The organism is Planomonospora alba, from assembly GCF_039534085.1.
GTDB lineage: Bacteria > Actinomycetota > Actinomycetes > Streptosporangiales > Streptosporangiaceae > Planomonospora_B > Planomonospora_B alba.
The window spans coordinates 129,992-142,719 of record NZ_BAAAUT010000014.1; the positions used below are offsets into that span (position 1 = coordinate 129,992).

Annotated in this window: 11 protein-coding genes; 2 read left to right on the plus strand and 9 right to left on the minus strand. The window is 74.1% G+C overall.

The window, feature by feature from the left end; genetic code table 11:
* Positions 1 to 105: 105 nt before the first annotated feature.
* Positions 106 to 1,071 (minus strand): serine hydrolase domain-containing protein, encoded by a 966-nt coding sequence (locus tag ABD823_RS11055; protein ID WP_344858474.1) that lies wholly within the window; start codon positions 1,069 to 1,071, stop codon positions 106 to 108.
* A 138-nt stretch (positions 1,072 to 1,209) separates the two neighbouring features.
* Between ABD823_RS11055 and ABD823_RS11060 the strand changes: the two genes are divergently transcribed.
* Positions 1,210 to 2,178, plus strand: a complete 969-nt coding sequence (locus tag ABD823_RS11060) for an aldo/keto reductase (protein ID WP_344858476.1) — start codon at positions 1,210 to 1,212, stop codon at positions 2,176 to 2,178.
* Positions 2,179 to 2,278: 100 nt separating this feature from the next.
* Here ABD823_RS11060 and thpR read toward each other — a convergent pair whose 3' ends face one another.
* The 6 genes from thpR to ABD823_RS11090 all read right to left on the minus strand — a co-directional run bounded on the left by thpR (position 2,279) and on the right by ABD823_RS11090 (position 7,751).
* Positions 2,279 to 2,896 (minus strand): RNA 2',3'-cyclic phosphodiesterase, encoded by a 618-nt coding sequence (thpR, locus tag ABD823_RS11065; RefSeq protein WP_344858478.1) that lies wholly within the window; start codon positions 2,894 to 2,896, stop codon positions 2,279 to 2,281.
* Positions 2,850 to 4,151, minus strand: a complete 1,302-nt coding sequence (locus tag ABD823_RS11070; protein ID WP_344858480.1) for an MFS transporter — start codon at positions 4,149 to 4,151, stop codon at positions 2,850 to 2,852. The genes thpR and ABD823_RS11070 overlap by 47 nt, the downstream gene beginning before the upstream one ends.
* A 161-nt stretch (positions 4,152 to 4,312) precedes the next feature.
* Positions 4,313 to 4,771: a MarR family winged helix-turn-helix transcriptional regulator gene (locus ABD823_RS11075; protein ID WP_344858482.1), complete on the minus strand. Its 459-nt coding sequence runs from the start codon at positions 4,769 to 4,771 to the stop codon at positions 4,313 to 4,315.
* A gap of 170 nt (positions 4,772 to 4,941) precedes the next feature.
* Positions 4,942 to 5,163, minus strand: coding sequence for a hypothetical protein (locus tag ABD823_RS11080; protein ID WP_344858483.1), 222 nt, complete (start codon positions 5,161 to 5,163; stop codon positions 4,942 to 4,944).
* Positions 5,164 to 5,437: 274 nt separating this feature from the next.
* Positions 5,438 to 5,863, minus strand: coding sequence for an SSI family serine proteinase inhibitor (locus tag ABD823_RS11085; protein ID WP_344858485.1), 426 nt, complete (start codon positions 5,861 to 5,863; stop codon positions 5,438 to 5,440).
* A 418-nt stretch (positions 5,864 to 6,281) separates the two neighbouring features.
* Complete coding sequence (locus tag ABD823_RS11090) at positions 6,282 to 7,751, minus strand: NCS2 family permease (protein ID WP_344858487.1); 1,470 nt, start codon at positions 7,749 to 7,751, stop codon at positions 6,282 to 6,284.
* 127 nt (positions 7,752 to 7,878) lie between these two features.
* Between ABD823_RS11090 and ABD823_RS11095 the strand changes: the two genes are divergently transcribed.
* Positions 7,879 to 8,286: a DUF2530 domain-containing protein gene (locus tag ABD823_RS11095; protein ID WP_344858489.1), complete on the plus strand. Its 408-nt coding sequence runs from the start codon at positions 7,879 to 7,881 to the stop codon at positions 8,284 to 8,286.
* Positions 8,287 to 8,412: 126 nt separating this feature from the next.
* Here ABD823_RS11095 and ABD823_RS11100 read toward each other — a convergent pair whose 3' ends face one another.
* Positions 8,413 to 11,511 carry a sacsin N-terminal ATP-binding-like domain-containing protein gene (locus tag ABD823_RS11100; protein WP_344858491.1) on the minus strand — a complete coding sequence of 1,033 codons (3,099 nt, stop codon included), beginning with the start codon at positions 11,509 to 11,511 and terminating at the stop codon, positions 8,413 to 8,415.
* A 117-nt stretch (positions 11,512 to 11,628) separates the two neighbouring features.
* Positions 11,629 to 12,459 carry a DUF3027 domain-containing protein gene (locus ABD823_RS11105; RefSeq protein ID WP_344858492.1) on the minus strand — a complete coding sequence of 277 codons (831 nt, stop codon included), beginning with the start codon at positions 12,457 to 12,459 and terminating at the stop codon, positions 11,629 to 11,631.
* Between the last annotated feature and the right edge of the window lie 269 nt (positions 12,460 to 12,728).

Below are 12,728 nucleotides of genomic sequence, written 5' to 3' on the forward strand. Positions count from 1 at the left end.
TGCACGGAGGGCCCCGGCCGATCTGCCGCGGCGGCGCGGGGTTCGACGCCGAACCCCGCGCGGGGAGCCGGGTGCGGAACCCGCCGAGGAGCGGCCCCGCGGACCTCAGCCGGCGAGGCCGGGCAGGACGACCTCGTCGATCACCACCGTGGCGGTCGGCTGGTCGGGCAGGTCGTACTGCCCCGCGGTGACGGCGATGACGAGGTCCCGCGCGGGCGTCACATGGATCCGCTGGCCGCCGTTGCCGAACCCGCCCACCCAGGTGTCACCGACGTACCACTGGTAGCCGTAGCAGGAGCCCTCATCGATCCGCACGCGCGGGCGGAGCGCCGCCGCCAGCCAGGACTCCGGCACGACACCGGCGCCCCCGTCCAGCACGAGCCGCCCGATCGCCAGGAGGTCGCGGGGGGCGAGCCGCAGGCCGGAGGCCGCCAGGGCCCTGCCGTCCGCGCCGGTCGACCACTCGAAGCGCTCGATGCCCAGCGGCTCGAACAGCCTGGCCCGCGCGTAGTCCTCCAGCGCCGTCCCGGTGCCCTTCTCGATGAGCCGCCCCAGCAGCGCCGTGGCGCCCCCGCAGTAGGACCGCCGCACCCCGGGCTCCTCCACGACCGGCCGCTCCAGGACGTAGCGGAAGCGGTCGGGGGCCAGTTCCATCGCGATCTCGCCGTTGGCCGGGCTCGTGTAGGGGACCTCCTCCCGCCACTCCAGGCCGAGCGTCATGGTGAGCGCGTGCTCGACGGTCAGCGCGGCGCGGCGCGGGTCCCGGGCGAGGTCGGGGTACTCGGGGAAGTGCCGCAGCAGCGGCTCGCCCGGCTCCGGCACCCGGCCCTCGGCCAGCGCGACGCCGTACAGCAGGCCGACGACGCTCTTGGTCACCGAGCGGACGTCGTGGAGCGTGTCCGGGGCGAAGCGCACGTGGCCGAGCGGCTCGTTCAGCCGGAAGTCCTCGCCCTCGCCGTAGTGCTCCAGGACCACCCGGCCGCGGTGGGCGACGACGACACCGTGCAGGTCCGGCACGCGGCCCTGCGCGACGGCGCGGGCGAGGCGGTCGGCGAGCGTCTCACTGTCCATGGACCGTTTGTAGCTCGTTCTCCGGTCCGCCGCGACCTTCCCGGTCCACGGCGGCCCTCCCGGCGCGTGGCCGCACCGGGGGAAACCGGGGAGGAAGGGCTCGCCTTGAGCGCACTCCAGGCGCCTAATGTGGGCGACATGGATTACACACAGCTTGGCCGTAGCGGCCTGAAGGTCAGCCGCCTCTGCCTGGGCACCATGAACTTCGGTCCGGCGACCACGGAGGAGGACTCCTTCGCGATCATGGACCACGCCCACGAGCTGGGGATCAACTTCTTCGACACGGCCAACGTCTACGGCTGGAAGAAGGGCGAGGGGATCACCGAGAGCATCATCGGCCGCTGGTTCGCCCAGGGCGGCGGGCGCAGGGAGCGGACCGTCATCGCCACCAAGCTCTACGGGGACATGGGCGACTGGCCCAACGAGGGCCGGCTGTCCGCGCTGAACATCCGCCGGGCCTGCGAGGCGTCGCTCAGGCGCATGCAGACCGACTACATCGACCTCTACCAGGCCCACCACGTCGACCGGAACACCCCGTTCGAGGAGTTCTGGGAGGCCATGGACATCCTCAAGCAGCAGGGCAAGATCCTGTACGTCGGCTCGTCCAACTTCGCGGGCTGGCACATCGCCAAGGCCCAGGAGGAGGCCCGCCGCCGGGGCACCATGGGCCTGGTCTCCGAGCAGTCCCACTACAACCTGCTGGTCCGCCCCGCCGAGCTGGAGGTCATCCCGGCCTGCCAGGACTACGGCCTCGGCCTGATCCCGTGGAGCCCGCTCGCGGGCGGCCTGCTGGGCGGCGTCCTGCGCAAGATCGACAAGGGCCGCTCCGCCTCGGAGATGATCACCCAGCAGCTGGAGAAGCACCGCGACAAGATCGAGCGCTACGAGGCGTTCTGCGACGAGCTCGGTGAGGACCCGGCCAACGTGGGGATGGCCTGGCTGCTCCACCAGCCGGCGGTCACCGCGCCGATCGTCGGCCCGCGCACGCTGGAGCAGCTCGACGGGAACGTCAAGGCCCTCCAGATCACGCTCGACGAGAAGGCGCTGGCCCGGCTCGACGAGATCTTCCCCGGCTTCAGGACCGCTCCGGAGGAGTACGCCTGGTAGGAGGCGTCAGGAGACGAGGGCTCCGACCACCACGAGCAGCACGAGCAGCGTGAGCACCGTGGGCAGCAGCCAGCGACGGGGACGATCCACGCCCTGGAGCCTAACCCTGCCCACGGGGTGCCCGCGCCACGAGGGGCCACTCCGCGACCGTCTCGTAGCGCACGCCGCCCCGCTCCGGGCCCGCCTGCGGGCTCCCGAAGCTGCTCCGCATCAGGTGCACGGTCTCCGCCTCCCACTCCGCGCCGGCGAACGGCTCCAGCGCCTCGACCAGCGGACGCGCGTCGACGTCGCCCCGGGTGCGGGCCCGGGCCAGGGTCAGGTGCGGCTTGAAGCGCCGGTCGTCCACCTCGATGCCCTCGCGCCGCGCCCCCGCGGCGGTGGAGTCGGCCAGCCGGACGATCTCGGGGCGCCCGCCGTACGACTCGCCGCCGCCGCGCAGGCCCGCCCAGAAGACCCGGCACCGCCGCGCGGAGGGGAACGCGCCGGCGCCGGCGAAGGCCAGCGTCATCGGCGCGTACCGGGAGGCGGCGCGGGCGAGCCGGAGCTCCAGCCCGGGCACCGCCTCCTCGGGCACCTCGCCCAGGAAGGCCAGGGTCAGGTGCCAGTTCTCCGGATCGACCCAGCGCAGCTGCGGCCATCCCTCCCGGTGCGGCGCGAGCGCGCGGGCGAGCTCATCGCGCGCCCGCCGCGGCGGCAGCAACGCCACGAACAGCCGCATGCGTCGTCCTCCTGCCGATCGCCTTCGTCAGCATTATCGCCGCGCCGACGCCGGCCAGGGTGAGCGCCCCGCCGACCATGACGCCCGCCCGCGGACCGCCGACCTCGGCCACCCAGCCGAGCAGCGGCGCGCCGACCGGGGCGCCGCCGGTGAACACCAGCACGTACAGGCCCATCACCCGGCCGCGCATCTCCGGCGAGGAGGCGAGCTGCACGCTCGCGTTGGCGGTCGTGTTGAGGGAGATCATCGCGACGCCGGTGGGGATGAGCAGGAGCAGGTAGAGCGGGTACCACGGGGCCAGGCCGGTGGCGATCTGGAACAGGCCGAACGAGACCGCCCCGCCGATCAGCAGCTTCCGGCTCGGCTTCGTGCGCTTGGCCGCCATCAGCGCGCCGACCAGCGCGCCCACCGCGAACATGCTGGAGGCCAGGCCGAAGGAGGACGCGCCCGCGGAGAACACCTCGCGGGCCATCAGCGCGATCGACGTCGAGAACGACTGCATGCACAGCGACATGAAGGCGACCAGCAGGATCGGCAGCAGCAGGTCCGGCCGGTCCTTCACGTAGCGCAGGCCCTCGCGCAGCTGGCCCTTGGCCCGGGGGACCGGGTCGGGGGTGGTCAGCTCGGAGGCGCGCATCAGGGCCAGCCCGCCGAGCACCGCGAGGAAGGAGAACGCGTTGATGAGGAAGATCGGCCCCGTGCCGCCGAGCATGTGGATCAGCACGCCGGCGACGGCCGGGCCGAGCACGCGGGCCAGGTTGAAGCTGGAGGCGTTCAGCGCGATCGCGTTGGGCAGGTCCTGGCGGCCGACCATCTCCACCACGAACGACTGCCGGGTCGGCACCTCGACGCAGGCGATGAGGCCGAGCGCGAGCGCCATCACGTAGACGTGCCAGACCTGCGCGGTGCCGGTCACGGTGAGCACGCCCATGGTGAGCGCCAGCAGGCCCAGCAGCGACTGGGCGACGAACAGCAGCCGCCGCTTGGGGTAGCGGTCGGCGAGCATGCCGCCCCAGAGCCCGAACAGCAGCGTCGGCAGGAACTGCAGGGCGGTGGTCACGCCGAGCGCGGCCGCGCTGCCGCCCGTCAGGTCCAGCACCAGCCAGTCCTGCGCGGTGCGCTGCATCCAGCCGCCGACGTTGGAGACGACGCCGCCGATCGCGAAGAGCCGGTAGTTGCGGTTGCGCAGCGACCGGAACATCGAGCCCCTGCTCTCCGGCACGGTCTGGACGCCCCCGGTCCGGACCGCCTGCATCTCCCGGGCCGCCGCCCTGCGCGCGATCCGGCCGCGGCGCACCCGCGCCCGCAGCCCCAGCCGCTTGCCTCGCCCGTCTCGCCCGCCGGACCGGACGGACGGTCCGGCGGATGCCTCGGCCTCGGGGGAAACGGCCGAGGCGCCGGGTTCGTCAGGTTCGGCTAGATCCGGCTGAGCTTCTCCAGAATCGGAGCCGCCTGCCGCAGCACCGCCCTCTCCTCGGGGGTCAGCTCCTTCAGCCGCTGCGCCAGCCAGGCGTCCCTGCGCCGGCGCTCCTCCTTCAGCAGCGCCGACCCCGCCTCGGTCACGGTCAGGCTCACCTGGCGCCGGTCGGTCGGATGCGGGGTGCGCGACAGCAGCCCCCGCTCTTCCAGCACGGCGATCACACGTGTCATCGAGGGCGGCTGCACCTTCTCGTGCTCGGCCAGCTCTCCTGGCGTTATGCCGGGGTGCCGGTCCACGGCGGCGAGCGTCGCGACCTGGGTGGGGGTCAGCGAGTGGCCCGCGGCCTGCCTGCGCAGGCGCCTGGTCAGACGTGCCAGTGACACGCGCAGCGCCGATGCCAGACCGGCGTCGCTGCGCAGGTTGGCGACGGGGTCCTTCCTGTCTGGGTAACTCATTAGCTGTACTCATTACCCTTGCTAACGATGCGCGCTCGCATCCCATTCCCTCCGGGCCGGATTCATTCCCGCGAGCCGTAAAGCGTGACAGACGGACCCCGTACTTCCCAACCCGGGACGCCGTTTCGGAGGGTGAGGTCGATCTCAGGGCCGCCGGCCCCGGCGCCCCCTCACGCCGTACGGCCGGCGGCCTCCACGCTCTCCCGGAGGGCGCGCACCTCCCGCGCCAGGTCCACCAGGGCCATGCCGACCCCGGCCAGGGCCAGCGCGTCGACCCCCGGTCCACCGCGGGCGGCCCGCTCCGCGGCCTCGTGCAGCAGGTCGGCGGCCTCCGGGACCGGCCGCTCGCGGCGGGCGGGCGGGAAGGGCTGCTCGTCGTAGAGGGGCTGCATCGATCGTCTCCAAACAGTGAGGGGGAGGGGGACGGGGCCCCCGGACCGGTGGGCCGGTGGAACGGCACGGCGGGACCTCCGGTCCCCACCGGCCTCCTCCACCGGCCCGGAATCCGGATATCGAACGCCGCGGTCTCCGCCGGTGAAATGAAACGGTGAATTCACTCCGGCGGGCGAAGGAATCCTCCATGAATCACCGGACCGGATCGAGGAGACCCGGAAACGGCGGCGCCGCGCATCCGCCACGGCGCCGAAGAATTGACTGGCCGGCCGATCAGAAAGCGAAGAGGACGCCTCCGGTCCCGCGTATCGCGGCACACCGGTTCGGATATGTCTTCGTGAAGCGCTGCTGCCGGCCCCGCCAGGTCCCGGTGGCGGTCAGGCGGACCGGGGCGTACTCCAGGGTGCACGGGCCGGGACTCTCGGGGATGCGCTCCACCTGGCCCGCGACGCGGCGGAGCTGGTCGCAGGCCTCCTTCGCCCTCGGGTGCGTACCGCCGTCCGGAGCGCAGGTCAGAGTCGCCACGGCCGGCCCCGCGCCGTCCTCGGGCGCCATCCGCAGGACGTAGGAGCCCACCGGCGCGTCCGGCGCGGGCGCCCCGGCCAGGGCCGGGGAGGCGCCGAGCAGCGGCGCCGGACCCGCCAGGACGGCGGCGGCGAGCCACCTGGCGCGGGCACGGGCGGACGGCCGGAATCGCATGAACGTCTCCTCTGAAATGTCCACCGCGTTCTGCGGTATTCGACGTGGCGGGACGGCGGGCTGTGAATCGGCATCCCACCCGGAGCGAGAACAATGCTCAAGGATTCACCGGCGGTCCGCCGCAAATCCTTTCGCCCTGCGATGTTAGGACGAGGATATCTATTCGGCAACCTCGGTGGCCGTCCTCAACCGGCCACATACCTACCCGACCGGTCATCCCGTTTATCCGCCGGGTGAACAAAACTTTTCACCGCGGACCGCCACGGACCCCCGGCGACCGCCGCGGACCGCCGGGCCTCCCGGGGGCCTCCGGCGGTCGCCCCGGCCGGAAGGGGTGCTCCGGTCCCGGGAACGCGGAAGGCCGCCGCGGTGACCGGCGCGCTCCGGTCACCGCGGCGGCCTCCGGGCCGGGAGACGCTCAGGCGACGCCGAGCAGGGCCTCGATCGCGCCGCGGGCGAAGTAGACCACGAACAGCGCCGCGACGAGCCACATCAGCGGGTGGACCTCCCGCGCCTTGCCCTTGACCGCCTTGATCAGCACGAAGGCGAGGAATCCGGCGCCGATGCCGTTGGCGATGGAGTAGGTGAACGGCATGAGCACGATCACGAGGAAGGCCGGGATGGCGATCTCGTAGTCGTTAAAGTCGATCTCCCTGATCGCCGTCATCATCAGGAAGCCCACGATGACCAGCGCGGGGGCGGCGGCCTCGTGCGGCACGATGCCGACCAGCGGCGAGAGGAAGATCGCCAGCAGGAACAGCACGCCGGTGACCACGCTGGCCAGGCCGGTGCGCGCGCCCTCCCCGACGCCCGCCGCCGACTCGACGTAGGTCGTGTTGGAGGAGACGGAGCCCGCGCCGCCGACCGCAGCGCCGATCGAGTCGACGAGCAGGATCTCGCGGGTGCGGGGCAGCGAGCCGTCCTCCTTGACCAGGCCGGCCTGCGCGCCGACGCCGACGACGGTGCCCATGGTGTCGAAGAAGTCGGTGATCAGGAGGGTGAAGACGAGCAGCACCGCCAGGGTGACCGAGACCGTGCTGAACGCGCCGAAGGGGTCGAACTCGGCGAACAGCCGGAGCGGGTTCTCGAAGCCGAAGACCCGCTCGGGCAGCGCGGGGACGTTGAGCCGCCAGCCCTGCGGGTTCGGCGCGTCCGGCGTGCCGGAGCCGCCGGCCTTGACCAGCGCCTCGACGACGATCGCGAGGACCGTGGTGGCGACGATGCCGATCAGGATGGCGCCCTTCACCTTCCGGGCCACCAGCACGGCGATCAGCAGCACGCCGACCACGAACACGAGCATCGGCCAGCTGGTCAGCTTGCCGCCGATGCCGAGGTCCACCGGCACACCGGATCCGCTGCGCACGAACCCGGCGTCCACGAAGCCGATCAGCGCGATGAACAGGCCGATGCCGACGCTGATCGCGGTCTTCAGCTGGGCCGGGATGGCGTTGAACACCGCGGTGCGGAAGCCGGTCAGCACCAGGAGGGCGATGATCACGCCTTCCAGGAAGACCAGGCCCATGGCCGACTCCCACGACATCTGCGTGGCGATGCCGTACGTGACGAAGGCGTTCAGGCCGAGCCCCGCGGCCATGGCGAACGGCACCTTGCCGACGACCCCCATCAGGATGCTGAGCACGCCGGCGACGAAGGCGGTCCCGGCGGCGACCAGGGGGATGGGCGCCGAGGTGGCGTCGGCGATGAACTGGCCCTCGGCGTCCTTGGCCGTGGCGATGATCAGCGGGTTGAGCACCACGATGTAGGCCATCGTGAAGAAGGTCGCGAGACCGCCGCGGACCTCCCTCCCCACCGTCGAGCCGCGTTCAGTGATGTGGAAGAAACGGTCAAGTGCCCCAATTTGGCTTGTTTTAGTATCACTCACGGACATTCAGCGTGACATTGAAGCAGTGGTCAAGGAAGGCCCAGGTCACGATGGTGATGGGATCGCAACCGATCCGCGCCCTCACGGCGCCCGCCGTGCGAGTAGTGAGGCGCCGTCGCCTACGCTGGAGCACGTGAACCAGCCTCGCCGTCAGGATCTCCAGCCGCTGCAGACCAACAACACGGCCACGATCCTCGCAGGCATGGGCCTGTGGGCGGTCGCCCTGGTCGTCCTCCTGATCATCGGCCTCGACCCGGAGGACCGCTGGTGGATCTGGACCTGCGTGGCGGCCATCGGCCTCGGCGCCTTCGGCCTGTGGTACGTCCGGCCGCGCCACGGCGTCGCCTCCCCGTCCCCGGGTGAGCTGCCCCCCGGCCAGGAGCCCGTCGAACCGGCGACGGCGGTCCCGCCGCCCGCCGCGCTCCTGCCGGACACCTCCCCGGAGACGTCGCCGGAGACCACGGGCCTGCCCCGGAGCGAGGTCCCGGCCCCGGAGCGCGCCGACGCCCCCGGCGACTCCGACCGCCAGATCACCGGCTGAGGCCGCCGGACCACCGGCCGGTGACGACGCCCGCGCCGGCCCCGGCCGCCGACCCGCCCGCCGTCAGCCCGCCCGGGCCGCCGACCCTCGGCCCGCCGGCCGTCAGCCCGCCCGGGCCGCCGGCCGTCACGTCGTCGAGGCCGTCCAGCCGTCCAGGTCGGCCTCGGCCAGCAGCAGCGGCACCGCCGCCGGGTCGCGCAGCAGCGCGGCGACCGCGAGCCGGTCGCCCCACTGGCCCGCCGCCCAGGCCAGTCCCCGCGCCAGTCCCTCCACCCCGCAGGCGTGCACCGTGCCCTCGAAGAACCGCCAGGCGGCCGGGACCCCGTCCACCAGCAGCTTCTCGTGCTCCACATAGGTCTCCGGCGCGGTCGGCAGCAGCGAGCGCACCGCGGCCGGGACCTGGCGGACCTCGCCCGAGGACGTCACCTCCCCCGCCGCGACCTCCCCGGCCAGCGGCAGGTCGAGCAGCTCCGACAGCGCCTCGGCCAGGTCGAACGGGGCCAGGACCAGCGGCCGGTCCGCGACCAGCGGCAGCAGGTCCGGCGCCTCGACCACGACCGGCTCGCCCGTCGCACGGTCCGGCGCGGAACCGGAACCGGGCCCGGACAGCAGCCGCCCGTCCTCGACGTCGGCGACGACGATCTCCCCGCCGAGGACCGCGCGGACCGCGCGCGGCGGCGCGACCCGCTCGGGGTCCACCCCGGCCAGCGCCACCCACAGGGCCCGCAGCTGCGCCCGGTCCACCTCGATCGCCGGATCGGCGAGCAGGTCGAGCAGCTCGTCGGGGCCGCCGTGCGAGGCGAGCAGGTCGGCCAGCGTGGTCCGCACGCCGATCATCTCCAGGGCTGCCGCGTCGGTGACCGCCGGGGCGTCGCCGTACAGGCCGAACAGCAGCGGGTCGCCGTCCGGCACCCGCAGCTCGGTGGGGCGCCTGCCCCCGAGCACCGGATGGTTGGACAGCCACCACGACGTGTAGGACGGCACCTCCACGACCTCGCCCGCGACCAGGAGCCGCAGCGGGTGCAGCACCGCGCGCAGCGGCGGCCGGGAGAGCAGGGCCAGCGCGGACGGCCAGTCGGCGATGTACTCCAGGTCGCGGACCGCGGAGAACTCCCGGGCCACCGGCGGCACGTCCAGGTCGGGCAGCAGGTCGAGCACCGCCTCCAGCCACTCGTCCTCGCGGTCGAGGTCGTGGTCGCACTCGTCCGGGTCGATCATCACGTCGGTGTCGTTGACCACGGCGAAGCCGTCGAGCACGCCGGTCGCGGTCAGCACCCGCTGGCCGTACCGCTCCACCAGCTCCGGCGCGGCGGTGCCGAAGTGCGCCTCGCTGTCCAGCAGCCCGGCCAGCGACCCGTCGGCCAGCAGCAGCTCCCCGGCCGGGTACAGCTCGCCGTCGGCGCCGCGCAGCGCCAGGTCCGCCAGCCAGGGGGCCTCCCCCGCGACCAGCCCGGCCGCGTCGACCAGGGCGAGCACGGCCCGTGCCACCGGCTCGGGGTCGTCGCTGTCCAGGGACTGGTCGACGGCCGCCTTGGTGAGCGGGTCCTCCAGGACCGTGCGCGGCGTCGCCTCGGCCGCGCCGAGACGGAGCAGGAGGGGGTGCGCGGCCTCGGGGTGGACGACGCGCAGCCCCAGCGGGGCGAGCACCTCCAGGTCCAGCGCGCCGCGCTCGGTCAGCACCAGGGTGCCGCGCGGGCCGCGGACCAGGCGCCCGTCCGCGAGCGGGACCGGGAGCGCGCCGAGCGCCTCCAGGTCGTCGGCGGGCAGCACCTCGTACAGCGAGCGCCACCAGGCCGGGTCCCGGTCGGCGCCCGGGCCGCCGGAAGGACCGCCGGAGAGGTCTCCGGCGAGCAGGTCGACGACGTCGGCGAGCTCGACCCGCTTCACGCCGAGCGCGGCGATCGCGGGGTGCCGGGCGGGCCAGCCGGCGGGCAGCAGGCCGGGCACCATCGGGGCGATCTTCTCCAGCAGCTCGCCGGGGGCCGCCACCACGCTCGCCTGCCGCCCGGGCACCAGGAGGTCCTCGCCGTCCGGGACCGGCTCCGCGGCGTCGGCGGGCGGGGAGAGGGCCGGCAGCAGCGGGGCGTCGGGCAGCAGGCGCAGGATCGCCCGGCGGATCCGGGCGTCCAGCTCGCCCTTGCCCATCAGGCCCGGGACGAGGTCGAGCAGCTTCGGCGTGCGGGGCAGGGCGGCCAGCAGCTCGACGTAGGTCTCGGCGGCGCGCTCCACCAGGAAGTCGGCCAGCGGCCCCGCCGCCGCGTGCCGCCGGTCGGTGGCCATCGGGAAGGAGGCGATGAGCAGCGCGGGCAGGTCCAGCGGCTCGTCGCTCGGCGTCGGCGCGTGCACCACGGGCGGCACCGTCTCCGGCAGCGGCCGCGGCTCGCCGGCGTGCGGGCCGTCCTGCGGGCCGACCGGTACGGCCCAGCGGACCGTCCAGTACGGCCGGGCCCGCTCCTCGGTCGGCCGGTCGGCGAACAGCTCGGCCACCTGCTCCGGGGTGAACCGGCCGGAGGCCGACACGACCCGCCAGCCGTCCGCCGTGATCGTCCGGGTCCGGCCGTCCACGTCGATCTCGATCGACTCCAGCGAAGGCAGGCCGAGCAGCAGCGCGGGACCCGCCGCGTGGAGCATCCGCCGTACGGCCTCCACGGCCGCCTCGTCGCGGAGCGGGAGCCGTACCAGCGTGTCGAAGCCCGCCGGGATCTCCACCGGACCGGCGGGGAACGGCAGGCGGAGCAGCGGCACGTGCCCGCCGCGCTCGGCGAGCTCGCCTGCCAGTGCGGGCTCGGCCGCCACCAGCGCGGCGGTCTGCTCCCGGGACCAGCGGACCACCCCGGTGCCGAGCGAGCCGATGACCGGCTCGTCGCAGACCGTCACCACGGCCGCGAAGCCGACGCCGAACCGGCCCGTCGCGGAGGTCTCGCCGCGCTTGGCGGAGACGCGCAGCGTCGAGAGGCTCTCGATCCCGGCCGCGTCCACGGCCGCGCCGGTGTTGGCCGCGGAGAGCACGCCCTCGCGCAGCGAGAGCCGGAGCCGGCCGGGGACTCCGGCGCGGAGCGCGGCGTCGGCGGCGTTCTGGGCCAGCTCGACGATCAGCCGGTCGCGGTAGCCGCCGAGCGCGAAGTCCTCCTCCGCGTTGGCGTCCTCGCGGAAGCGTGCGGGCGAGGCGGTCCACGCTGCGAGCACGGCGGAGCGGATGCGATCGGTGCCGAAGATGTCAGTCACAGCGGTGATTCCCAGGTTCTCAGGCCGGCTCGGGGGCCCCGGGACGCCACAGCGCGGCGGCCGGACCGCGGCGGGAGGCGACCCGGCGGCGCGGGGACGGCGTCGGATCGGGTCGGGTCAGGAGTGACCCAGCGGCTCGGAGTCGGTGTCCTCCACGGAACCGGCCAGGTCGGCCTCCGCGGGCTCCTCCTCCTCGATGTCGAAGGCCAGTTCGTCGAGGATCGGCGAGGCCGGCACGGCCTGGTGCGGCACCACGGCGGCCTCGGAGTGCGCGCCGCAGCCGTGGTCGGCGGACACGACCCGGCCGTCGTCGGGCGCGTACTCGTTGGCGCAGACGCCGAACCCGATGCGCAGCGAGCCCGCGAGCGGCCAGTAGAAGCCGCAGGTGGAGCACTGGGCGGGGGCGGCGTGGGCGATCGGGGTGTGCGGCCCCGCCTCGCCGGAGTGCCAGCGCCGCACGGCGAGGTCGCGGCCGATCGGGGAGAGCACCCGGGCCCGGCCGAGGCCGTACTCGAAGATCATCTGACGGTCGATCTCGTCGCCCGTCTCGTCGTCGATGCCGGTGAAGCCGGGCGCGAGCCGGTCGTCGTCCGCCCCGGTGGGCAGCAGGTCGCCCACGCCGAGGTCGCCGGGGCGCAGCCGCTCGCTCCACGGCACCCACGGGGGCGCCAGGAGCGCGCCGGAACCGGGCAGCAGCACGACCTCGCTGACCGTGACGTTGCGCGCGCGGGCGGCCCGGACGACGGTGACGGCCCAGCGCCAGCCGCGGTAGGCGCGGTCGAGGCAGGCGAAGTAGTGGGTGACCACCCGGTCGCCCTCGCCCTCGACGCCCAGGTGCTCGCCGATCTGGTCCGGTCTGACGTTCTCCTCGATCGCGGAGCGGGCCAGATCGACGGCGGCGGCACAGGCCTGGTCGAGAGCTACAGCGCGGGATCGAGTACGGGTCACGGATTCATTCTCGCCTATGCCCGGAGCGAACGGCACCGCGCGCGGGCCGGTGCCCGCACGTGGCGGCCCGCCCGGCGCGTGACGCGCCCGCCCGTCCGGCACATGACGTACCGCGACCGCCCGGCACGTGAGGCGCCGCGGCCGCCCGGCGCGTGACGCGCCGTGCCGGACAGCCCGTCCGCCCGTGAGGTATGACTGAAGGCGTGGCAGCGGACTGGGAGCAGGCGCGGCGGAAGGCCGGAGAAGTCTCGCGCCGGGTCGGCCGTGCC

What these genes read in the sequence shown, in the direction of transcription:
- ABD823_RS11060 (WP_344858476.1), top strand. Translation starts at nt 1,210, where the DNA reads ATGGATTACACACAGCTTGGCCGTAGCGGCCTGAAGGTCAGCCGCCTC.
- ABD823_RS11085 (WP_344858485.1), bottom strand. Translation starts at nt 5,863, where the DNA reads ATGCGATTCCGGCCGTCCGCCCGTGCCCGCGCCAGGTGGCTCGCCGCC.
- ABD823_RS11080 (WP_344858483.1), bottom strand. Translation starts at nt 5,163, where the DNA reads ATGCAGCCCCTCTACGACGAGCAGCCCTTCCCGCCCGCCCGCCGCGAG.
- ABD823_RS11070 (WP_344858480.1), bottom strand. Translation starts at nt 4,151, where the DNA reads ATGCAGGCGGTCCGGACCGGGGGCGTCCAGACCGTGCCGGAGAGCAGG.
- ABD823_RS11075 (WP_344858482.1), bottom strand. Translation starts at nt 4,771, where the DNA reads ATGAGTTACCCAGACAGGAAGGACCCCGTCGCCAACCTGCGCAGCGAC.
- thpR (WP_344858478.1), bottom strand. Translation starts at nt 2,896, where the DNA reads ATGCGGCTGTTCGTGGCGTTGCTGCCGCCGCGGCGGGCGCGCGATGAG.
- ABD823_RS11055 (WP_344858474.1), bottom strand. Translation starts at nt 1,071, where the DNA reads ATGGACAGTGAGACGCTCGCCGACCGCCTCGCCCGCGCCGTCGCGCAG.
- ABD823_RS11090 (WP_344858487.1), bottom strand. Translation starts at nt 7,751, where the DNA reads ATGTCCGTGAGTGATACTAAAACAAGCCAAATTGGGGCACTTGACCGT.